Source organism: Parahaliea aestuarii, assembly GCF_008064635.1.
GTDB classification, from domain to species: domain Bacteria; phylum Pseudomonadota; class Gammaproteobacteria; order Pseudomonadales; family Halieaceae; genus Parahaliea; species Parahaliea aestuarii.
This window is the reverse complement of record NZ_VRYZ01000001.1, coordinates 653,337-675,446: the sequence shown is the minus strand read 5'-3', so window position 1 is coordinate 675,446 and position 22,110 is coordinate 653,337. Positions and strand designations below refer to the sequence as shown.

The following is a 22,110-nucleotide window of genomic DNA, read 5'->3' as shown; positions in this document are numbered from 1 at the left end:
TCCCCATGAGCGACCACGACCCGAGCGCGTTCCGCCGCTCGGCACTGCGTACCGTGCAGATTGAAGCCGATGCCGTCGCCGCCCTTGCCCAGCGCATCGACGGGCAATTCGATCGCGCCTGTGAACTGTTGCTGGCGACCCGCGGTCGGGTCATCGTGACCGGCATGGGCAAGTCCGGCCATATCGCCCGCAAGATCGCCGCCACCCTGGCCAGCACGGGTACGCCAGCCCATTTTGTGCACCCGGGCGAAGCCAGCCACGGCGATATGGGCATGATCACCGCCGACGACTCGGTGATCGCCCTGTCCAACAGCGGCAAGGTACCCGAAGTCGTCAGCCTGCTGCCCCTGCTCAAACGCCTCGGCACCCCCATCATCAGCATGACAGGCGCCCCCGCCTCACCACTGGCCCAGGCCTCCGACGCCCACCTCGACACCGGGGTGGAAACCGAAGCCTGTCCGCTGGACCTGGCGCCGACGTCCAGCACCACCACGGCCCTGGTCATGGGAGACGCCCTGGCCATTGCCCTGCTGGAGGCGCGCGGCTTTACCGCCGAGGACTTTGCCTTTTCCCACCCGGGCGGCACGCTCGGCAAGAAGCTGCTGCTGAAGGTGGAAGATGTCATGCGCGGCGGTGAGCAGGTGCCGCGCGTCATGCGCGACACCCAACTGGCGCAGGCACTGCTGGAAATCAGCAGCAAGGGCCTCGGCATGACCACCGTGCTCGAACCCGATGGCCAGCTGGCCGGCATATTCACGGACGGTGACCTGCGTCGCGCCATCGAGGCGCGGGTCGATATCAACAACACCACTATCGGCCACCTGATGACCCGCGGCCCCAAAACCGTGCACCCGGGCATGCTCGCCGCCGAGGCCCTGCGTATCATGGAAGAAAACCGCATCAGCGCCCTGGTAGTGCTGCAGGAAGAAGCCGTGAGCGGTGTGCTGCACCTCAAGGATCTCCTGCAGGCGGGTATCGCCTGATGAGCATCGCCGACAGGGCAAACGCCATTCGCCTGCTGGCGCTGGATGTGGACGGCGTACTCACCGATGGCCGTATTTACTACGGCAACAGTGGCGAGGAACTCAAAGCCTTCAGCATCAAGGACGGCCTCGGTATCAAGCTGTTGCAGAAAGCCGGCATCGAGGTAGCCATCATCACCGGTCGCAACTCGCACATTGTCGCCCGTCGCGCGGCGGAACTGGGCATTGGCGAGGTTGTGCAGGGCCGCGAGGACAAACGCGAGGCACTGGTGGAACTGTGTCGCGCAAAATCGCTCCAACTGTCTGAATGTGCCTATATGGGCGACGACCTGCCCGACCTCGGCGCCATCATCGCCGCCGGCCTGGGCCTGACGGTCGCCGATGCCTGCGCCCGGGTCGCGGCAGCTGCGGACTGGTGCAGCCGCTTTAACGGCGGCTGCGGCGCGGTGCGCGAGGCCTGTGAATTCCTGCTCGAGGCGCGCGGCCAGAAAGCTACCCTGGAGTCCGGTTTTCTCTGATGCAACGCACCGCCCTGCCCATCGCCCTGGCCCTCTTCCTCGTACTGCTGACCAGCCTGTACTGGAACCCCGGTGGCGACCCTGCCGCCGACCCGGCAATCGCCCAGCGCCAGATGACCCTGCCGCGCACCTATGTCGAGGAGGTACGCAGCTGGCAGTACGCCGCGAACGGCAACCTGAAGGAAGTGCTGGAAGCAGACCGGGCGGAATATTTTACCGGGAAAGACGCCTCCGAATTGACCCAGCCGCGCTTTTACTCTCACGACGGCAATGATCGCAGCTGGTCCGCCTCCGCCGACGAGGGCACCTTCCGCCACCGGGCGGGCATACTGCAATTGCGGCGCCAGGTGCGGCTGGTGAACGACCAGACCGGCGGCACCCTGGCCACCCAGGCCATGACCCTGAACACCCGGAAAAACACGGCGATTTCACGCGTTCCTGTCACCGTTACACAGAATGAGAGTATCCTGCGTGCCGACGGCATGACCGCCGACCTGAATAGCGAGCGCATCGTCATGAGCCCCAATGTGGAGACCACCTATGTACAAGCGCGGCCCTGACCCGGCCCCGGGGGCGATCGCCCGCCTGCTGGCTGCGGCCCTGCTGCTGGCAGCCGGCAGTGCTCTGGCCCTGCCGGAGGATCGCCAGGAACCCATTCGCATCACTGCCGACAAGGCGGTGCGCGACGAGAAAAACGGTTTTACCGTCTACCAGGGCAACGTGATGATGCAGCAGGGCACCCTGCGTATCGACGCCACCAAAGTCACCGTGTTCCACTCGGACAAGGAAGCCGACCGCATCAAGGCCGAGGGCAGCCCGGCCCACATGCGCGAGCAGCCCCAGGCCGACAAGGGCCTGATGCACGCGCGGGCGGAGGTGATCGAGTACTTCAAGGCCGAGGAGCGCGTATTGCTGAAGCGCAATGCCAGCGTCGAGCAGGACGGCTCCAGGGTTGCCGGTGACTCCATTGAGTACTTCATCGGCCAGCAGCTGATCCGCGCCGATTCCAGCGCCAGTGACAGCGGGCGGGTGGAGGTGGTCATACCGGCCAGCGCCCTGCCCAACAGCCAGCAGAACGGAGACCAAAGCACACCTTCCACACCTTCCGACAACAGCGCAGAGGAAGAGCCCGGTGGCACAACTGACGGCCAGTAACCTGGCCAAGGCCTATCGCGGGCGGCAGGTGGTGCAGGATGTATCCCTGCGCCTGGAGAGCGGCCAGATTGTCGGCCTGCTGGGCCCCAATGGCGCCGGCAAGACCACCTGCTTCTACATGATTGTGGGTATCGTCCGCGCCGACCACGGCAGCATTGTGATGAACGGCGAGGACGTCACCGCCCAGCCCATGCACGAACGCGCCCGGCGCGGCATTGGCTACCTGCCCCAGGAGGCCTCGATTTTCCGCCGCCTGACCGTGGGCAACAACATCCTGTCCATCCTCGAAACCCGCCCCGACCTCAACCGGAGCCAGCGCCAGGAGCGCTGCGATGCCCTGCTGGAAGAATTCCATGTCAGTCACCTGCGCGACAGCCTCGGCCAGTCCCTGTCCGGCGGTGAGCGGCGCCGGGTGGAAATCGCCCGCGCCCTGGCCACCGAGCCCGACTTCATCCTGCTGGACGAACCCTTTGCCGGGGTCGACCCGATCTCGGTGAACGACATCAAGCAGATCATCCGCCAGCTGCGCGACCGTGGCATCGGGGTGCTGATCACCGACCACAACGTGCGCGACACCCTCGACATCTGCGAGAACGCCTTTATCGTCGGCGAGGGCCACATCATCGCCGAAGGCGGCACCGAAGACATCCTCAGCAACGAGGCGGTGCGCCGGGTCTACCTCGGGGATCAGTTCCGGCTGTAGGGCCAGCTGTGGCATAAGCAATATTCGCGCCAGCGGTTGCCAGCCTTCCTCTGGCGGCGCTACACTGGCTTTCCGCCGTCGCGAGCAGTACGCCTAAAGTGGTATCGCAGGAACCCATAGCAAGCCGATGAAGCAGTCGCTCCAACTCAAACTTGGCCAGCAGCTGACCATGACGCCGCAGCTGCAGCAAGCCATCCGGCTGCTGCAGCTCAGCACGCTGGATTTACAACAGGAAATTCAACAGGCGCTCGACTCCAATCCGCTGCTGGAAACGGCCGAGGACGACGACAGCCCGGAACCCGCCGACAACACCGAACGCCACAGTGAAGCCACCCGCGAAAGTGGCGACGGCCCGCTGGAGAGCCTTGAGCGCACCGCCTCTGACAGCGGCGGCGACGACGGCGAGTGGCAGGCCTCGATGCCGGAGGATCTGCCGGTCGATACCCAGTGGGACGATTTGCTGCCCTCCTCTTCCGCCCCAGCCAGCAGCGGCTCCGAGGACGGCGGTGACTACGACTTCGAATCCCGCAATGGCGGCGGCGAATCCCTGCAGGACCGGCTGGCCTGGCAGCTCAACCTGACCCGGTTATCTGACGTGGACAGGGTGATCGCCATGGCCATCATCGACGCCACCGATCACAACGGCCGGCTCACCAGCTCGCTGGAGGACATTCTCGAGTCGCTGACCACGGAGCTGGATATCGAACTGGACGAGGTGGTGGCGGTACTGCATTGCCTGCAGCAGTTCGAGCCCGCCGGTGTCTGTGCCCGGGATTTGCAGGAATGCCTGCTGATCCAGCTCGCCCAGCTCCCGGCCGACACGCCCTATCTGGAGCCGGCGCGCACCATTATCAGCCGCCACATGAACCAGCTCGGTGCCGGCGACCACCAGCAAATTCTGCGCCGCACCCGCCTCAGCGAGGACGAGCTGCGCCAGACCCTGGGACTGATCCGCAGCCTGGACCCCAACCCGGGCCTGTCAGTGGAAAACGACAGCACCGAGTACATCGTGCCCGACGTGTTTGTGCGCAAGCTCAATAATCGCTGGGTGGTGGAACTGAACCCCGACATCGCCCCGCGCCTGCGCATCAACAGTGACTACGCGAGCCTGATCAAGCGCGCTGACAACAGCGCCGACAACACCTTCCTCAAGGACAACCTGCAGGAGGCGCGCTGGTTCCTGAAAAGCCTGCAAAGCCGCAACGAAACCCTGATGAAGGTGGCCAGCAAAATCGTAGAACACCAGCGCAACTTCCTCGAGTACGGCGAGGAGGCCATGAAGCCGCTGGTGCTGCACGACATCGCAGAAGCGGTGGACATGCACGAGTCGACCATTTCCCGGGTCACCACCCGCAAGTACATGCACACCCCCCGGGGCATCTTCGAACTCAAGTATTTCTTCTCAAGCCACGTGGGCACCACCGGGGGCGGCGAGTGCTCCTCCACCGCCATCCGCGCCCTGATCAGGAAGCTGGTGGCCGCCGAGAACCCGCGCAAGCCTCTCAGCGACAACAAAATCACCCAGCTGCTGGAGGAACAGGGTATCCAGGTGGCCCGGCGCACCGTGGCCAAGTATCGTGACACCTTGTTCATTCCGCCTTCCAATGAGCGCAAGAGATTGGTCTAGAATGAGAAAGGGCGACGGCAAAACAGTCGCCACCGCGTCGACCCACGGGTCGATTCACACTGCAGAAGGAGTCAGTTATGCAACTGAATGTCAGCGGTCACCATGTAGAAGTCACCACCCCGCTGCGGGAATACGTGGAAAGCAAATTTGAGCGCCTGCAACGACATTTCGATCAGATAACGAACACCGAGGTCACCCTAATCGTCGAGAAAATGATCCAGAAAGCCGAGGCCAATGTACATATTTCGGGAGCCGACATCTTCGCCGCAGCCGAATCCGAAGACATGTACGCCGCCATCGACGCCCTGGCCGATAAACTCGACCGCCAGTTGATCAAGCACAAAGAAAAGGCGCGAGGCCACTGAATCTCATCCCATGCAAACCCTGACGCAAATACTCTCCCCCGGGCGCACCATCTGCCGCGCGCCCGGGGGCAGCAAAAAACGCCTGTTTGAAACCATTGCCAGAATTATCAGTGAAGACCAGCTCTCGCTGCCCTATGCAGAGGTATTCACCCAGCTGATCGCCCGCGAAAAGCTCGGCAGTACCGGGCTCGGCCAGGGCATCGCCATCCCTCACTGCCGCATTCCCAATTGCAGCCAGCCACTGGGCACCCTGCTCAGCGTGGACGAGCCGGTGGACTTCGATGCGCCGGACAACCAGCCGGTCGACCTGCTGTTTGTGCTGTTGGTGCCCCAGGAAGCGCATCAGGAGCACCTGGACATTCTCTCTCACGTAGCCGGGTTGTTCAGCCAGACAGAGTTCTGTCAGGCCCTGCGCGCCGCGGGCGACAACCAGGCTCTCTACGACATCGCCACCGGCTGGAAGTCCTGAACCGTGGAGCTCGTCATCATCAGCGGCCGCTCCGGGTCGGGCAAGAGTACCGCCCTGCACCAGTTGGAAGACGAGGGCTACTACTGCATCGACAACCTCCCCCTGGGCCTGCTGCCGGCCCTGGTGGAGCAGACATTTCGCGACGAGTTTGCCCACTTCCGCGGCGCCGCAGTCTGTATCGACGCGCGCAATGCCTGGAAGGACCTGCAGGATTTCAACGCCATCCTGGACTCGCTGCCCGAGGGAGTGAACTGCCAGGTGCTGTTCCTGGACGCACAGGACGCGGCCCTGATCAAGCGTTTCAGTGAAACCCGTCGCAAGCACCCCCTGAGTGATCACAACCTGCCGCTGGCGGACGCGATTCTTCGGGAGCGGGAATTGCTCGAACCGATTGCCAGCGCTGCATCACTGGTGCTGGACACCAGCCAGCTTACGATCTATGAACTGCGCGACGCCATCCGCCAGCGCCTGCTGGGGGACTGCAATCGCAGTATGTCGATCCTGTTCCAGTCCTTCGGTTTCAAGCGCGGTGTACCCGCCGATGCGGACCTGATGTTCGATGTGCGCATGTTGCCCAACCCCCACTGGGTCAAGGAACTGCGCATGATGAGTGGACTGGACGAGCCGGTGCGGGAGTTTCTGGAGGCCCGCGCGGCCACCCACGAGCTGTTCAACAGTATCGCCGATTATCTCGATCGCTGGCTGCCCGCCTACGCCGACAGCAACCGCTCGTACATGACCATTGCGGTGGGTTGTACCGGTGGACAACATCGGTCAGTATACCTCGCGGATCGGCTGTACCAGCACTATCGACAGCAGTTCCCACAAGTCCATCTACGGCATCGGGAACTGCACGCGTCGTGATCCGCACCCAGCTCACCATCATCAACAAGCTCGGCCTGCACGCGCGCGCAGCGGCTAAATTCGTCGGCTGCACCAGTGCATTTTCCAGTTCGATCCAGGCCGGCCGGGACGGCAAGATGGTCGATGGCAAGAGTATTATGTCGGTGATGATGCTGGCCGCTGGCAAGGGCACGGTGCTGGATATCGAGATCAAGGGCGAGGACGAGCGCGAGGCTCTAGAAGCCCTCACCACGCTGATCGCCAATCGCTTCGACGAAGCCGAATAGCCCCCAACCTGCTTGCATTGAGGTATCAGCGAGTCGCGTTGAAGACGCGCGCACGGCGCCCGGGAGCCTTCCGGGACACGCCGTGTATACATCCCTGTAGGCTCTTCAGCGGCGTCCATGCCGCTGACGGTCCCGGAAGGCTCCCGGACGCCATGCACGCTCCTTCGGTGGTAACTTTTATCTAATAACTTCGTATCAAGCAGGTCTGATTGGCCGGGCGCAAGTTGTTGTGCCTGTGCCTTTACCGGATAATTAGCGAGCCCGGCAATTCCGCCGCGGCGCGGCAGCGGAAGGAAGGCATGGCACCGACGACGACGCCAAAGTCCCAGCAGCAACTCGACCGCCTGTCGGCGGCGCTGGAATCCGGCACCTTCGTCGACGTCAAGCGCATGCTCAACGGCCTGCCGCCCGGGGACGTGGCCCACCTGCTGGAATCCTCAACGCCGCGCTTCCGCCACATCCTGTGGAAGATGGTCGACCTCGATAACGAGGGCGACATCATCAACGAGCTCTCGGACGAGCTGCGCACCCACTTCCTCAGTGACATGGATGCCGCCGAGGTGGCCCAGATTACCGGGCACCTGGACGACGACGACGTCGCCGACATCCTGCAACAACTGCCGGAGCAGGTAACGCGGGAAGTCCTCGACGCGATGGACCACCAGGACCGGGCGCGACTGGAGCGGGTGCTGCACTACCCCGACGACACCGCCGGCGGTCTGATGAACACCGACACCATTACCATCCGGGCGCGCCTGACCCTGGATGTGGTGTTACGCTACCTGCGCCGGCACGAGGAGCTGCCGGCGATGACCGACAGTCTTATCGTGGTGAACCGCGAAGACCGCTTTATCGGCCTGTTACCACTGCGCACCCTGCTTGTTTCAGATCCTTCGCGTACGGTGCGCGAGATGATGGACACCGATGTGGAGCCGATCCCCGCTTACATGCCCGACGATGAAGTGGCGCGCCTGTTCGAGCGCCACGACTGGGTATCCGCTCCCGTGGTCGATGAAACGGGTCATCTTCTGGGCCGTATCACTATTGACGACGTGGTTGACGTGATTCGCGAGGACGCGGATCACTCCCTGACGTCGATGGCCGGCCTCGAGGAAGACCTGGATACGTTTGCGCCGGTATTCCGCACCGCCAAGCGCCGCGCCATCTGGCTGGGTATCAATCTGCTCACCGCCTTCGTCGCCGCCTCGGTCATCAACCTGTTCCAGGACACCATCGAGAAAGTGGTGGCGCTGGCGGTACTGATGCCGATCGTCGCTTCCATGGGCGGCATCGCCGGCACCCAGACCCTCACTGTACTGGTGCGCGGCATGGCGATGGGCCAGATCAGTCGCAGCAATGGCGCCTGGCTCATCAACCGCGAGCTGGGCGTAGGCGTCCTCAACGGTCTGTTGTGGGCCACGGTTGTATCGGTAGCTTCTTCGCTGTGGTTCGATGACTGGAATATCGGCCTGATCATCGCGGCGGCCATGATGATCAACCTGGTCACTGCTGCCTTCACCGGCGCGGCCCTGCCGCTGTTCCTCAAACGTGTAAAGATCGACCCGGCCCTGGCCGGGGGTGTGGTGCTCACCACTGTGACCGACGTGGTGGGTTTTGTTTCCTTCCTTGGCCTGGCGACCTGGTTTTATGGCTGACGACTACGAAGATTTTGGCGACGACGCCCCGAGCAAGAGTGAACTGAAGCGCCGCATGACGGCGCTGCAGGAGCTGGGCGAGACCCTGACCCGACTCAGCGACCGGCAGCTGGAGAGAATCCCGCTGATTGATCCGCAACTCATCCAGGCCATTGCCGAGACAAAGGCCATCAACTCCAACAGCGCCCGCCGCCGGCACATGCAGTTTATCGGCAAGCTCATGCGCAACATCGACCCGGCGCCCATAGAAGCGGCGCTGGACAGCCTGTACAGGGAACAACGGGAAAGCGCGGACCGCTTTCATCGCCTGGAACAGCTGCGCGACGAGGTGCTGGCCCAGGGCCTCAAGGGGATAGAACAGGTTGTCACACGCTGGCCCCAGGCCGATCGCCAGCACCTGCGCCAACTGGTTCTGCAGCACCAGCGAGAAAGTGCCCGCAACCAACCGCCCGCGGCCAGTCGCAAGCTGTTCCGGTATTTGCGGGAACTGGAGGAAAGCAGCGGCGGGTAGTGGGGCGGCTAAGGGGAAGTGGGAGCGGTAGAGTCCGCGCCCGGTGAACCGGCTTCGGGACTGTTGGCGTCGGGTGCGCCCAGGCTGTTGGGGTCAGCTGGCGACTCAGGGGCGCTGCGCTGGCGACTGCCGGTATCGAAGATGCGACTGAAACTGACCTCGGGGTCATCCCAGCTGCCGCCGACGCTGTAAACGGCGCTGGAAACCCGGTTCATCTGCTGTTCGAAAACCTTGCTGACCACATAGACGCCCGCCGCCACCGGCAATCCCGCGGTCAGTGCCGCCACCCAGGGCAGATTGCTGGCCACCGGCAGCGTGGCGACCAGTTCGCCGTCCAGTGTCTGCTCGGCTAGCGGGCTGATGACAGAGAAATTGAAACTGCTGGACGCGCCCTTCACTTCCAGCCCCGGCACCTCCACGCTGCCGCGATGAAAGAACAGCTCACCCGAGACTGAATCGAAGGGAATGCCCGATTCGAACATGTGGCTGAGACTGAGCCGCCGCACGATTTCTGTCAGGTTGAAAATACTCACCACCCGCAGGGTGCCAGAGGTCCCCGCCGGGGCGTCGAGAAAGCGTCCTTCACCTAACTCGATGCCGATAGCGCCTTGCGTTGCGGCGAGAGCGAATTCCTGTGGCCCGCCAGGCCAATCCAGCTGGACGGTAAAATGTCCGCCCTCGGTATCCACGATGCGCTCGTAGTCCAGCCGTTCCAGCACTGCGCCGAGGTCAACAAAATCAAGGGTGGCGGACAGGGAAGTCTGTGACTGGCCACCCTCGCGTCGCCAGAGCAGTTCCCCCGCTTGCTCCCCGGTCAGCGCCATCCCGGCCAGCTCGCCGGTGATCGACGCTGCGCGCAGGCCCCCGGCGTCGGGATAGAGATCAAAGGCGAGATTGCCGAGATCGAGCCGGTCAGTACGCAGCTGGTCGATTTGCACTGCCAGGTGAGGTAGATCGCTGAAATCAGCCTCTCGCTGGCCGCCGCCGAGGCCACGGAGGCCGGAGAGGTCGAGGTGGCTGAGATGGATATCCCCCCGCCCGCCGTCGGCTGCCAGTGACAGCTCTCCCTGCAACCAGTCGGTCTCGGCGCTCAGCTGCCAGCCGCCGTTTGCCGTCGCGCCACCGCTCAGCATCACGTCCCGCAGCTCCAGGCCACCCAGGTGCAAGCTGTCCAGCAGCAGGCTATCTACCACCAGTGGCGGCAGCGCGGCGAGCGATAGCCCCGGCGCAACCTCACCCCCGGCGGCGCTTCCATCGGCAGGCGGCGCTGCCAGCCAGCGCTGCCAGCGAGCAGGCTCCAGTTCCGGCAGGTGGCCGCGTACCCGCAAACTGCCCAACTGCGGCGGCCGGGCACGCTCCTGCAAGGCGATATCGCCCCCCTCGAGAGCCCCGCCCTCCCCCAGCAGCAGCGCCGCCTGCAGGCGCCGCTCGAGATCGAGGGACAGCAGACGGGTTGCCCCGTCCAGCTGCAGTGACAGGGACAGCGGCAGCCTGGAATTGCCCACTTTGTTCAACGGCGGCGGCAGCGCAATAGCCACGCCCTCCAGTCCGGAGGTCAGTTGCAGGGTCGCCGGCCCCCCGCCAGGTACCTGCAAAACACCGCTGAACCCGGTCACGCCGGTGCCCGGATAGGGGGCCTGCAGGCCCAGCCAGGCCTGCAGGTCATCGGCGGGCACAGCGCCCTCGAGCTCGATTGCCAGACCGGGCGTGGAAGCGTCGTCCCGGGGCAGCGGCGCAAGCCGGGCGTCGAGAGTCTGCCCCCACAGCTGCCCCTGTAGATCACTGGAGTGAAAACCACCGGTGCTGGTGTAGTCCACTTGGCCGCTGATATCGGTCACCTGCAGGTTCAGGGCACCCATGTCGACGCCGGCCTCGCTTACCGTCGCCGCCACCGTCACTTGAGGCGGCGGCGCGTCCCCGCGCAGCTGCAGCGCCAGCTCCAGTTCGAGGTCAAGGTCCCCGGTCCCGCGCCAGTCGTCAAACACGCGGGCGCTGGCATCCGCCAGCGGCGACTCCTTCACCAGGCGCAGGCCGTCGGCCACGCTTCCCTGCAACTGCCCATTGATCGCCAGTTGCATCCCATGTCCCGGCGCCAGCCAGGCCTCGGCGGACAGTTGTTCCAGGCGCGCCCCGTACAGACTGGCGCTGTCACCCCAGACGCTGACGTTGGTGTCGTCGATCAATACCAGGCCGGAAAGGTCCGCCAACGGTGGCCAGTCCGGTTGATAGCGCAGCGCGGTTTCCTCCACCTGGAAGAACAGCTGCACCGTGCGCAGGCGATCCGCCTGGGGCTTCAGGCTGCCGCGCCACAGGAAGGCGCCCTGCTCCACCCGCCCCTCACCGAGGCCGTCCCGCAGCCAATCCAGCAGACCCGGGTCGAGCACGGTAGGCAGGTATTTGTCGCGGTGATCCGCGGTGGAATCGCGCAGCCCCACCAGCAGATCCATCTCCACACCGGCGGGTGTCGGCGTAAAGGGTACCTGCAGGCGGAACAGTGCATGGGACTGGCCCTCGGCCGCCTGCGCCACGATCTGGCCACTGTGCAGGGAGAGTTCGCTATTGTCCCAGTGAATATCCACGGTACCGTAGATATCCTCGTAGTCGAGCGGATGATCGTAGATGGTGGGGAAATCGAGGCTGAAATCCTGCGCGTCCAGTACCACCGTGCCGCGGCCGGGCGCCGCGCTCAGGTAGCCGGTGGCGGACTTTGTACCCGGCGCGCCGCGCCAGGAATTGAGGTTGATATCGCGGAAGTTGGCCGCCACCTGCCAACCGCGCCGGGGATTGTGGCGGTCGTCCAGACTGAGTTCCAGCCGCTGCAGCAGACCGCGTGCGTCCAGCACCTGCATGGCATCGGCCAGCTCGGGCGGTGTCGTGCCGAGACCGGCAAACAACTGGTTTAACGGGCCAACCGGCACGCTTTCACCGCGCAGGCGCAGGGAATCACCCCAGCTATCCAGTTGCAGCCGGGGCACCACCAGACGGGCCTCACCGCTGGCCAGCAGGAGATTCTGGACGACAATCCGCCAACTGCTGTGGTCGCGCTGCAGCAGCGCGTCGAAGGCCAGCTGCTGCAGCGGCAACTGCCAGCGTTCATCCCTGGCCTGCGCCTGCAGCGCATCTCCGCGCAGGCGCGTGCGCAGATGCGGTTTGCCCTCGCGCCAATCCAGCCAGGCCTGCAGCTCTACGGTGCCGGTCAACGCCGGCAGGTCGGCGGCGGCCGGCAGCCACTGGCCTAGCGCCTGTAAATCCACGTCGTGGGCACCGAGGTAGGCGCGCCCCTCAAAAGTCTCGGTCGCGAAGGGGTTGCCCAGCCCCTCGGCGGTGAAGCGCATGTAGGTACCGGTGGTCTCCGCGGTGAGGGCGCCGCTCAGTTCCCGCTGACTGCCGTCGCGCAGCAGGTTGAACTCCAGCGCCAGGCCCCGGGTCTCGCCACCGGGCATGGAGACCTCCAGGCGATTGTTACGCAGTTCCAGCTGTTCAATGCTGAGGGCGAGGTTGCGGAGCCAATCAGCGGCACCGCCGTCGCCGCCCTCGAAGCCCACCACACTGAAGCGACCCTCGCTGTCCAGTTGCAACGGCAGACTCAAGCCCTCCAGCCGCAGGCGACTCACCCGCAGGCCGCCCTCCAGCAGGCTGCGCAGAGGGTTGATGCGCACCCGGCCCCCGTCGAGGCTGATGTCGCCGCCCGAATAGCCGGGGAACTGCAGGCGCAGCCCGCTCAACACCAGTTCCGGACTGAAGGAGCGCCAGTCACCGCTGACCTGGTCTGCCGCCACCGTGAAAGGCAGGTGCTGGTTCAGGCGGGCCAGAATCCAGTCCTGCTGGCTGCCAACCCGATCCACCAGTAGCCGGCCAAAGCTGACATAGGCAGCCAGCAGCACAATGGCAATAACCAGCAGGCGCCACAGCGCCCGCGCCAGCCTGTGCATCAGGGCGTGTTCCACAACTCTCCCGCTGACGGGTTGGCGCGCTGTATGGTCATAGGGGTTTAGAGCAGGACGATGTCGAACTGTTCCTGGTTATAGTTGGGCTCGACCCGGAAACCGATAGTCTTGCCGGTAAACTCTTCGAGGTCGGCCACATTGGCGGACTCCTCGTCCAGCAGGCGATCCACCACCGACTGCCCGGCCAGTACCGCCAGGCTGTCATTGTCGTAGGCGCGGGCGTCGCGCATGATTTCCCGGAAAATCTCATAGCACACTGTCTCGGCGGTTTTCAGGCTGCCGCGGCCAGCGCAGACCGGGCAATCTTCGCACAGCAGGTGCTCGAGGCTCTCGCGGCTGCGCTTGCGGGTCATTTCCACCAGGCCCAGCTCCGATACCCCGGTAATCTTGTTGCGTGCCGGATCCTTTTGCATGGCCTTTTCCAGCGCGCGATGTACCTGGCGGCGGTGTTCCGGATCCTGCATGTCGATAAAGTCGATGATGATGATACCGCCGAGGTTGCGCAGGCGCAGTTGCCGGGCCAGCGTGGTGGCGGCTTCGAGATTGGTTTTGAAGATGGTCTCTTCCAGATTGCGACGGCCGACGAAAGACCCGGTGTTGACGTCGATGGTGGTCATCGCCTCGGTCTGGTCCAGTACCAGGTACCCGCCGGACTTCAGGTCGACCTTGCGCGCCAGCGCCCGCTGGATCTCGTCCTCCACGCCATGCAGGTCGAACAGGGGGCGCTCGCCACGATAGCACTCGAGCAGGTCACTCACCTCGGGCACATAGTCGCGGCAGAATTCACTGAGGGCGGCGAAACTCTCCTGGCTGTCGATGCGAATCCGCTCCACGCCGGGCCTCGCCAGATCGCGCACGGTGCGCAGGTGCAGGGGAAGGTCCTCGTACAACAGCTCCGGGCCGGTCGCCGCCCGGGCCCGTCGCTCCACCGCGGCCCACAGCCGGCGCAGGAAGCGCAGGTCAGCACGCAGCTCTTCCAGCCCCACCCCCTCGGCGGCGGTGCGCAGTATGTAGCCGCCGCTGTCGCCCATCTCCTCCAGCGCCAGTGCCTCGTTCAGCAGGGCCTGCAGGCGGCTGCGTTCGTCGCTGTCATCGATGCGCTGGGACACGCCCACATGGGAGTTCTGGGGCATGAATACCAGGTAGCGCGAGGACACCGACAGCTGGGTACTCAGCCGCGCCCCCTTGCTGCCGAGCGGGTCCTTGGTCACCTGGACGATGAGCTTCTTGCCCTCGTGCAGGTGGTCGCGAATGGCGCTGCTGTGGCGGCTGCGATCCTCGCGGCCGCGGCTGTCCAGGGACACAATATCGTTGACGTGGATAAAGCTGGCCTTCTCCGTGCCGATGTCGACAAAGGCGGCCTGCATGCCAGGCAGTACACGGGCTACCTTGCCGGCATAGATGTTGCCGGCGATGCCGCGACTGCTTCGGCGCTCGATGTGAATGTCCTGGGTGGCGCCGTTCTCCACCACAGCCACCCGGGTTTCCATCGGCGTTACATTGACCAGTATTTCCTCACTCATCGCCGCCTCCGAGGCCGGAAGCAATACCGAAGTCCCGCAGCAGGCGCCAGGTTTCGGCCAGCGGCAGCCCGACGACATTGCTGTAGCTGCCGTTGATGGCATCCACCAGCACCGCGCCCAGCCCCTGGATACCGTAGGCGCCGGCCTTGTCCCAGGGCTCGTCGGTGGCCAGATAGGCTTCACAGAGTTCCCTGTCGAGCGACGCAAAGGTCACCTCGGTGGTCACCACTATCTCTTCACGGCGCTGCCCTCTGCAGAGGCAGACCGCGCTCATCACCTGGTGGGTGCGACCGCTGAGGCGCGCCAGCATGGCCAGGGCGTCGAAGCGGTCTCCCGGCTTGCCCAGCACATCGTCGTCGATCACCACGGTGGTATCCGCCGCCAGCACCGCCACATCCGCTGCCTGAGCAGCGGCCACCGCAGCGGCCTTTTCCCGCGCCATGCGGCAAACATAATCCTGAGGCGATTCCCCCGCCTGCGGCGTTTCGTCAATATCGGCAGGACTCACCTGGCAGTCGACGCCGATCTGCGCCAGCAGTTCGCGTCGCCGCGGGGAGGCCGATGCCAGCACCAGGGTCGTCACTTCAGGCCACCCGGTAGTGGCGGCGCAGGCCGCGCAGCAGGGTCAGCACCAGCGGCCAGAGCAGGGCACTGCTCAGGGCCGGCAGCAGGAACAGTGGCGAACGGGCCCCCACCCCTTCCAGATTCTGCACCCACTGGCAGATGAGCTGGTGAATACCGATCAGGACGAAGACCATACCGGCCTGCTGCCACAGGCTGAACAGGCGCAGGCGCTGGTAAAGCCCCACCGACAGCAGGGCGACCACCGCCAGGGCAAAGGTATTCTGCCCCAGCATGGCCCCCTCCAGCAGATCCATGGCAATCCCGGCCAGCAGTGCCGCCACCACGCCTACCCTGTGCGGCAGCGCAATACACCAGTACACCAGCACCAGCGCCACCCACTCCGGCCGCAACCACACCAGCCACAGTGGCATCGGCAAAACCGCCAGCACCGCTGCCACCAGCAAAGTGGCGATCACGACCCAATAGCCCTGCGCGTTATCCACCGTCTACTCCGGGCCGCTATCGGCCTTGTCCACCGTGAACACCAGCAGCACATGGCGGCTGCGATCGAGGGCGGCTGTAGGCTGGGCAAGGATGCGGGCGAAGGTCTGCCCCGGGTCGCGCTCCACCGCTGTGACAATCGCCACCGGGTAGCCCACCGGAAAGCGCCCGCCGAGGCCCGAGGTCACCAGCAGGTCGCCCTCGCGGATATCCGTCGTCGCGGCAACATGATGGACTTCCAGCGCGCTGAGAGTGCCGTTGCCCTCGGCAATGGCGCGCACGCCGTTGCGGTTGATCTGCACTGGCACAGAGTGGGTAAGGTCGGTGATGAGCAGCACGCGGGAAGTGAACTCGGCCACCTCTACGACCTGGCCCATCAGGCCGTCGGCATCAATCAGGGCCTGGCCGAGGTAGACGTCGTCGCGGGAGCCCTTGTTGATGACAACCTGCTGGCGCACCGGATCCGGCGACACACCGATCAGTTCGGCGACCACCACATCGTCGCGCAGCAGGGCGGCGGAGTTGAGCAGTGCCCGCAGGCGGATGTTCTCCGCCTGCAGCGAGGCCATTTGCTGGGTGCGCCCCTCAAGGATCAGGTTCTCACGGCGCAGGCGATCATTGTCTTCCTGCAGGGTGCTGCGTGATACCAGGTGGGTTTGCCGCCACTCGGCAAGGCGCGAGGGGATGTCGGCCACCCAGTACACCGGTGCAACGAGGGTGTCGAGAATGGCGCGGGTGCGGTCCAGACTGTTGAATCGCATGTCCGCAACGATCAGACCCGCCACCACCAGCAGGGTCAGCACGATGCGCAACCCGAGATGAGACTCTTTGACGAATAGCGGCTTTATGGCAGTTCCCTAGGGCGGCCCGCCCCAAGCGGGCACGCCCGGGGCTGCACGCCGGATTACTCGGTAGACAGCAGGTCCATAGTATGCCGGTCCATGCGCTCCATTGCACGGCCGCCGCCGCGCGCTACGCAGGTCAGCGGATCGTCCGCCACAATCACCGGCAGGCCTGTTTCCTCTGAGATCAGGCGATCCAGGTCACGCAACAGGGCGCCACCACCGGTGAGCACGATCCCGCTCTCGGCAATGTCCGCGGCGAGTTCCGGCGGGCTCTGCTCCAGTGCGGTTTTCACGGACTGCACGATGGACGACAGGGGGTCCTGCAGGGCCTCGAGAATCTCATCGCTGTTGAGGGTGAAACTTCTCGGTACGCCCTCGGCCAGGTTGCGGCCGCGCACGTCGATCTCGCGCAGTTCGCTGCCGGCGAAGGCACAGCCGATCTCCTGCTTGATGCGCTCGGCGGTGGCGTCGCCAATCAGGCTGCCGTAGCGGCGCCGCACATGGGCCACGATGGCTTCGTCGAAGCGGTCGCCGCCAATGCGCACTGAGTCGCGATACACGACACCGTTGAGGGAGATGATGGCAATTTCAGTGGTGCCGCCGCCCACGTCAACCACCATGCAGCCGGTGGCTTCCTCCACGTCCAGCCCGGCGCCGATGGCCGCGGCCATCGGCTCCTCGATAAGGCGCACTTCGCGGGCGCCGGCAGAGAGGGCAGACTCGCGGATGGCCCGACGCTCCACCTGGGTGGACATGCAGGGCACACACACCAGCACACGGGGACTGGGGCGAATAAAACGGCTCTCGTGCACCTTGGCGATAAAGTGCTGGAGCATCTTCTCGGTGACCTGGAAGTCGGCGATCACACCGTCCTTGAGCGGGCGGATGGCGGTGATATTGCCAGGCGTGCGACCCAGCATGCGCTTGGCTTCAGTACCTACGGCTTCGATGGTTTTCTGGCCATTGTGAATGCGGATTGCCACGACGGATGGCTCGTCGAGGACTATTCCCTTGTCGCGCACGTATATAAGAGTGTTGGCGGTACCCAGATCTATCGAAAGATCATTGGAGAACACTCCGCGCAGTTTTTTCAGCATTAATGTGTTTACCTTGTGAGAACAACGGGTTGCTCCGAACGGAGACCTTCGTGCACCCAGCCCTGCCGCCTTCCTGGCCGGCAAAAGTGGTGAAATCGAGGCGGCGAATTCATTATTCTTCGGCGGGCGGATAATCCCGCAACTCTACCAATCGCGGGGATGTTGAGCAAGGCGCAAATATGTTAAGTTTACGCCCCCGCGGCGCTTTGCCGCCCCTTCCCAACGAATTTTGGAGACCGGGACAGACCATGTCCGACAAGCCGTCCACAGCACCGTCCGTCGACCGGGAAGAGATCGAGAAAATCGCCGAACTGGCGCGCATCCGCATCGCCGCCGACCAGACCGCCGAGGTGGCCAGTCGCATCACTCGCATTCTCGCCATGGTCGACACCCTGCAGGCCGCCGACACCGCGGGCATCGAGCCGATGGCCAATCCCCTCGATGCCACCCAGGCCCTGCGCCCGGATGTTGTCACCGAGGGCAACCGCCGCGAGGACTTCCAGGCCATCGCCCCGGCGGTGGAGAACGGACTCTATCTGGTGCCCAAAGTCATCGAGTAAGCACGCTGTTCCAGGATCATTCCCATGCATGACCAAACCGTTGCCCAGCTCTCCCGCGGGCTACGTGAAAAGCGCTTTTCCAGTGTTGAACTGACCCGGCACCTGCTGGACCGCATCGGCCAGCTGGACAGCCAACTCAACAGTTTCATTACCGTGACCGGTGAGCAGGCCCTGGCCGCTGCCGACCACGCTGACCGCATACTGGCCGCCGGCGGCGCCGGCCCGCTGACCGGTATACCCATCGCCCACAAGGACATTTTCTGTACCGATGGGGTGCGCACCAGTTGCGGCTCGCGCATGCTGGACAACTTTGTGCCGCCCTACGACGCCACTGTCGTGCGACAGTTGGCCGATGCCGGCACAGTGTGCCTGGGCAAGACCAATATGGACGAGTTCGCCATGGGCTCCTCCAATGAAAACAGCTACTACGGGCCGGTGAAAAACCCCTGGCACACAGGCCTGGTGCCGGGCGGCTCCTCCGGCGGTTCCGCAGCGGCGGTGGCCGCCGGCCTGGTGCCCGCCGCCACCGGTACCGATACCGGCGGCTCCATCCGCCAGCCGGCCGCCTTTTGCGGCATCACCGGCCTCAAGCCCACCTATGGCCGGGTATCGCGACTGGGCATAGTGGCCTACGCCTCCAGCCTCGACCAGGGCGGCCCCATGGCACGCAGCGCCGAGGACTGCGCCCTGCTGCTGAACGCGATGGCCGGCCACGACCCGGCGGACTCCACCTCCACCCGGCGCGAGGTGCCCGACTACTGCGCGGAACTGGAGCGCCCCCTGGAAGGCCTGCGCATCGGCCTGCCAAAAGAGTACTTTGGCGAGGGGCTGGACGCCGCCACCGGCGAATGCATCCAGGCCGCCCTGAGGGAGCTGGAAAGCCAGGGCGCCACACTGGTGGAGGTCGAGCTGCCCAACAGTCACCTGACCATTCCCACCTACTACATCATCGCCCCGGCGGAGGCCTCCACCAACCTGTCGCGCTTTGACGGCGTGCGCTACGGCCACCGCTGCGACAGCCCCGAGAATCTGCACGACCTCTACACCCGCACCCGGGAAGAGGGCTTCGGCGACGAAGTGAAGCGGCGCATACTGGTTGGCACCTACGCTCTCTCCGCCGGCTACTACGACGCCTACTACAGGAAGGCGCAGCAGGCCCGGCGCCTGATCCGCGACGACTTCCTGGCCTGTTTTGAATCGGTCGACGTGATTGCCGGCCCCACGGCACCCGGCCCCGCCTTCGGTATCGGTGAGAAGATTTCCGACCCGGTGGCGATGTACCTGGAGGACGTCTACACCCTGGCGGTGAACCTGGCCGGCCTGCCGGGCATGTCGGTGCCCGCCGGCCTTGTCGACGGCAAGCCGGTTGGACTGCAACTGATCGGCCGGCATTTCGACGAAGGCCGCCTGCTGAACGTGGCCCACCGCTTCCAGCAGGCCACAGACTGGCACACCCGCACACCCGACATCGCCGGAGGGGCCGCCTGATGCATTTTGAGACCGTCATCGGCCTGGAAGTCCATCTCCAGCTGGCCACCCAGTCGAAGATTTTTTCCGGCTCCGCCACTGCATTCGGCGCAGAGCCCAACACCCAGGCCAGCGCCGTGGACCTGGCCATGCCCGGCATGCTGCCAGTGCTGAACGAACAGGCAGTGCGCTTTGCGGTGATGTTTGGCCTTGGTATCGGCGCCGAGATCGGGCGCCGCTCGGTGTTCGACCGCAAGAACTACTTCTACCCGGACCTGCCCAAGGGCTACCAGATCAGCCAGTTCAGCGATCCTGTCGTCGGCCGCGGCACCTTCGAGATTCAACTCGAAGACGGCAGCACCCGGGAGATCGGCATCACCCGCGCCCACCTGGAGGAAGACGCCGGTAAATCCCTGCACGAGGATTTCCACGGCTGCAGCGGCATCGACCTCAATCGCGCCGGCACGCCCCTGCTGGAGATCGTGACCGACCCCGACATTCGCAGCGCCGAGGAGGCCGTGGCCTACCTCAAGGCCCTGCATTCCCTGGTGACCTACCTCGGCATCTCCGACGGCAACATGGCCGAGGGCTCGATGCGCTGCGACATCAACATCTCCCTGCGTCCCGTGGGTTCGGATACCCTCGGCACCCGGGCGGAGATCAAGAACGTCAACTCCTTCCGCTTTGTGGAAAAAGCCATCCAGCACGAGATAGAGCGTCAGTCCGACATTCTCGAAGACGGCGGCAAGGTGGTGCAGGAAACCCGCCTCTACGATGCCGACCGCAACGAGACACGGCCGATGCGCTCCAAGGAAGTGGCCAACGACTACCGCTACTTCCCGGAACCGGACCTGCTGCCGGTGGAACTCGACGACGCCTTCATCGAAGAACTGCGCGAACTGCTACCGGAGCTGCCGCGGGAGAAACGCGCCCGCTTCGTCAGCGACTACGGCCTCGGCGATTACGACGCCGGCGTGCTCGCCGCCAGCCGCCCGCTGGCGGACTATTTCGAAGCGGTGGCCAGCGAGGCCGGTGACGCCAAGATCGCCGCCAACTGGGTACAGGTGGAACTGCTCGGCCGGCTCAACCGCGACGAGAAAGACATCACCGACTGCCCGGTGCCCGCCCCCCACCTGGCGCAACTCATCCAGCGCATTCTCGACAACAGCATCTCGGGCAAGATCGCCAAGCAGGTGTTCGAGTCCATGTGGAATGGCGAGGGCGATGCCGACAGCGTGATCGCCGCCAAAGGCCTGAAGCAGGTCTCCGACAGCGGCGAACTGGAAGCCATGGTGGCCAGCGTGATCGACGGAAACCCGGAGCAGGTTGAGCAGTACCGCGCCGCCGACGAGGGCAAGCGCAAGAAACTGGTGGGCTTCTTTGTCGGCCAGGTGATGAAAGTATCGAAGGGCCAGGCCAATCCGCAAATGGTCAACCAACTGCTGGCCGACAAGTTAGGGTAAGGAAATGAAGAAAGACAAAGAAAAGGTCATCGACGAAGTCTGGACCGAGGACCATGTGCGCAGCTTCCTGAACGTGCGCAGCTACGATGGCAGCAACGAAGACTTCCACATGCTGCTGAAGGCCTACCAGAGCATGCGCGCTTCGGACTTCGAACTGTTTGTGGGAATGTTCAGGGAGCAGGGCCGCGACATCAATGCCAGTGGCAGCGACGGTCGCAACGTTCTGACCATTGTCAGCGAACACCGCCACGGCGGCGATTACGCTGACATCCTGCGCCAGGCCGGCGCTGAGTAAGAGCGTGTCCGGTGCGCCGGCGGGCCTCAGCGCTCGTAGGGCACCCGCCCCTTCATGAATCGTTCGCGATTCTCGCGCTTTTTCTCCTCACTCTTTTTCAGCAGAATATATACCGCCCCGGTGCCACCGTGGCGGGGTTGCGCGCTGTGGAAGGCCTGCACGGTGTCGAGGTCGCGCAGCCAGACATCGACATAGGCCTTGAGCACTGCGCTGCGCGCCCGCTCGGGCTTGCGCTCGCCCTTGCCATGCACCAGCAGCACACTGCGCAGGCCATAGTCATGGCACTGCTCGATAAATTCGAAAATTTCCCTGCGCGCCACGGCCACCGTCATCCGGTGCAGGTCGAGCCGGGCCTCGAATTCATAGCGCCCCTGGCAGAGCCTGCGGTATACCCCGTTCTGCACACCCGGACGCTTGAATTCCAGCACGTACCAAGGGTCGAGGGGGGCAATCTCCCGGTCACTGAGGGTATTGGGGTCCTCGCTGCTGTCGGTAACGGCGGCCTGGCGGCGATGGGCGAGAGCCTGCGCTGACTCGCCAGCGGCGCGGCGCGCCACCCGTTCGTCCTGTCGCAGCCGCTTTACACCGGCCATTTCCTGCTCGAACAGGGAGAATTCGTCGTCTGTCATGTACATCACCCTGGCACTCCAGGCGCCTGATTATCCAGGATCAGTGCTCCCCAAGGTGGTTGGAACACCAAGGTTCGCTATTATAGCCGCTACATTTGCGCCG

The 22,110-nt window shown here is 64.4% G+C and carries 23 protein-coding genes; 16 read left to right on the top strand and 7 right to left on the bottom strand.

What is annotated here, in order from left to right; genetic code table 11:
- The first annotated feature begins 5 nt into the window (after positions 1-5).
- From FVW59_RS03075 to yjgA, 12 genes are all read left to right on the top strand, one after another.
- A complete protein-coding gene (locus FVW59_RS03075) occupies positions 6-983 on the top strand; it encodes a KpsF/GutQ family sugar-phosphate isomerase (protein WP_148062745.1) in 978 nt (325 codons plus the stop codon).
- Positions 983-1,501 (top strand): KdsC family phosphatase, encoded by a 519-nt coding sequence (locus tag FVW59_RS03070; protein ID WP_148062744.1) that lies wholly within the window; start codon positions 983-985, stop codon positions 1,499-1,501. The genes FVW59_RS03075 and FVW59_RS03070 overlap by 1 nt, the downstream gene beginning before the upstream one ends.
- On the top strand, positions 1,501-2,061 hold the full coding sequence (lptC, locus tag FVW59_RS03065) for an LPS export ABC transporter periplasmic protein LptC (protein ID WP_148062743.1): 561 nt from the start codon (positions 1,501-1,503) through the stop codon (positions 2,059-2,061). The genes FVW59_RS03070 and lptC overlap by 1 nt, the downstream gene beginning before the upstream one ends.
- Entirely contained in the window at positions 2,042-2,656 is a 615-nt protein-coding gene (lptA, locus tag FVW59_RS03060) for a lipopolysaccharide transport periplasmic protein LptA (RefSeq protein ID WP_187275723.1), read from the top strand. Before lptC ends, lptA begins: the two co-directional genes overlap by 20 nt.
- The gene (gene lptB, locus FVW59_RS03055; protein WP_148062741.1) at positions 2,634-3,359 is read left to right on the top strand and encodes an LPS export ABC transporter ATP-binding protein; all 726 of its coding nucleotides are present in this window, start codon (positions 2,634-2,636) and stop codon (positions 3,357-3,359) included. The genes lptA and lptB overlap by 23 nt, the downstream gene beginning before the upstream one ends.
- Positions 3,360-3,486: 127 nt before the next feature.
- Positions 3,487-4,986 carry an RNA polymerase factor sigma-54 gene (locus FVW59_RS03050; protein WP_148062740.1) on the top strand — a complete coding sequence of 500 codons (1,500 nt, stop codon included), beginning with the start codon at positions 3,487-3,489 and terminating at the stop codon, positions 4,984-4,986.
- Positions 4,987-5,063: 77 nt separating this feature from the next.
- Positions 5,064-5,351 carry a ribosome hibernation-promoting factor, HPF/YfiA family gene (gene hpf, locus FVW59_RS03045; RefSeq protein WP_148062739.1) on the top strand — a complete coding sequence of 96 codons (288 nt, stop codon included), beginning with the start codon at positions 5,064-5,066 and terminating at the stop codon, positions 5,349-5,351.
- A 10-nt stretch (positions 5,352-5,361) separates the two neighbouring features.
- Complete coding sequence (gene ptsN, locus FVW59_RS03040; RefSeq protein WP_148062738.1) at positions 5,362-5,820, top strand: PTS IIA-like nitrogen regulatory protein PtsN; 459 nt, start codon at positions 5,362-5,364, stop codon at positions 5,818-5,820.
- A gap of 3 nt (positions 5,821-5,823) precedes the next feature.
- Positions 5,824-6,684, top strand: coding sequence for an RNase adapter RapZ (gene rapZ / locus FVW59_RS03035; RefSeq protein ID WP_148062737.1), 861 nt, complete (start codon positions 5,824-5,826; stop codon positions 6,682-6,684).
- Positions 6,681-6,950 carry an HPr family phosphocarrier protein gene (locus FVW59_RS03030; protein WP_148062736.1) on the top strand — a complete coding sequence of 90 codons (270 nt, stop codon included), beginning with the start codon at positions 6,681-6,683 and terminating at the stop codon, positions 6,948-6,950. Before rapZ ends, FVW59_RS03030 begins: the two co-directional genes overlap by 4 nt.
- Before the next feature lie 299 nt (positions 6,951-7,249).
- Positions 7,250-8,605: a magnesium transporter gene (mgtE, locus tag FVW59_RS03025; protein WP_148062735.1), complete on the top strand. Its 1,356-nt coding sequence runs from the start codon at positions 7,250-7,252 to the stop codon at positions 8,603-8,605.
- Complete coding sequence (gene yjgA, locus FVW59_RS03020; RefSeq protein ID WP_148062734.1) at positions 8,598-9,116, top strand: ribosome biogenesis factor YjgA; 519 nt, start codon at positions 8,598-8,600, stop codon at positions 9,114-9,116. The genes mgtE and yjgA overlap by 8 nt, the downstream gene beginning before the upstream one ends.
- A gap of 8 nt (positions 9,117-9,124) precedes the next feature.
- Here yjgA and FVW59_RS03015 read toward each other — a convergent pair whose 3' ends face one another.
- From FVW59_RS03015 to FVW59_RS02990, 6 genes are read right to left on the bottom strand one after another with little or no spacing between them, the layout of a single operon-like run.
- Positions 9,125-13,063 (bottom strand): YhdP family protein, encoded by a 3,939-nt coding sequence (locus tag FVW59_RS03015; protein ID WP_148062733.1) that lies wholly within the window; start codon positions 13,061-13,063, stop codon positions 9,125-9,127.
- A 44-nt stretch (positions 13,064-13,107) separates the two neighbouring features.
- Positions 13,108-14,586, bottom strand: a complete 1,479-nt coding sequence (rng, locus tag FVW59_RS03010) for a ribonuclease G (protein WP_148062732.1) — start codon at positions 14,584-14,586, stop codon at positions 13,108-13,110.
- Positions 14,579-15,169, bottom strand: a complete 591-nt coding sequence (locus FVW59_RS03005; RefSeq protein ID WP_148062731.1) for a Maf family protein — start codon at positions 15,167-15,169, stop codon at positions 14,579-14,581. The genes rng and FVW59_RS03005 overlap by 8 nt, the downstream gene beginning before the upstream one ends.
- 1 nt (position 15,170) lies before the next feature.
- Positions 15,171-15,653: a rod shape-determining protein MreD gene (gene mreD, locus FVW59_RS03000; protein ID WP_148062730.1), complete on the bottom strand. Its 483-nt coding sequence runs from the start codon at positions 15,651-15,653 to the stop codon at positions 15,171-15,173.
- A 3-nt stretch (positions 15,654-15,656) separates the two neighbouring features.
- Complete coding sequence (gene mreC / locus FVW59_RS02995; protein ID WP_148062729.1) at positions 15,657-16,499, bottom strand: rod shape-determining protein MreC; 843 nt, start codon at positions 16,497-16,499, stop codon at positions 15,657-15,659.
- A gap of 56 nt (positions 16,500-16,555) precedes the next feature.
- Complete coding sequence (locus tag FVW59_RS02990; protein WP_148062728.1) at positions 16,556-17,593, bottom strand: rod shape-determining protein; 1,038 nt, start codon at positions 17,591-17,593, stop codon at positions 16,556-16,558.
- Positions 17,594-17,841: 248 nt separating this feature from the next.
- Between FVW59_RS02990 and gatC the strand changes: the two genes are divergently transcribed.
- From gatC to FVW59_RS02970, 4 genes are read left to right on the top strand one after another with little or no spacing between them, the layout of a single operon-like run.
- Entirely contained in the window at positions 17,842-18,153 is a 312-nt protein-coding gene (gene gatC / locus FVW59_RS02985) for an Asp-tRNA(Asn)/Glu-tRNA(Gln) amidotransferase subunit GatC (protein WP_148062727.1), read from the top strand.
- A 24-nt stretch (positions 18,154-18,177) separates the two neighbouring features.
- Complete coding sequence (gatA, locus tag FVW59_RS02980) at positions 18,178-19,641, top strand: Asp-tRNA(Asn)/Glu-tRNA(Gln) amidotransferase subunit GatA (RefSeq protein ID WP_148062726.1); 1,464 nt, start codon at positions 18,178-18,180, stop codon at positions 19,639-19,641.
- The gene (gene gatB, locus FVW59_RS02975) at positions 19,641-21,083 is read left to right on the top strand and encodes an Asp-tRNA(Asn)/Glu-tRNA(Gln) amidotransferase subunit GatB (protein WP_148062725.1); all 1,443 of its coding nucleotides are present in this window, start codon (positions 19,641-19,643) and stop codon (positions 21,081-21,083) included. The genes gatA and gatB overlap by 1 nt, the downstream gene beginning before the upstream one ends.
- Before the next feature lie 4 nt (positions 21,084-21,087).
- On the top strand, positions 21,088-21,378 hold the full coding sequence (locus tag FVW59_RS02970; protein WP_148062724.1) for a PA4642 family protein: 291 nt from the start codon (positions 21,088-21,090) through the stop codon (positions 21,376-21,378).
- Between the two features lie 26 nt (positions 21,379-21,404).
- Here the strand turns inward: FVW59_RS02970 and smrA are convergent, their stop codons facing one another.
- On the bottom strand, positions 21,405-22,007 hold the full coding sequence (gene smrA, locus FVW59_RS02965) for a DNA endonuclease SmrA (RefSeq protein WP_148062723.1): 603 nt from the start codon (positions 22,005-22,007) through the stop codon (positions 21,405-21,407).
- Between the last annotated feature and the right edge of the window lie 103 nt (positions 22,008-22,110).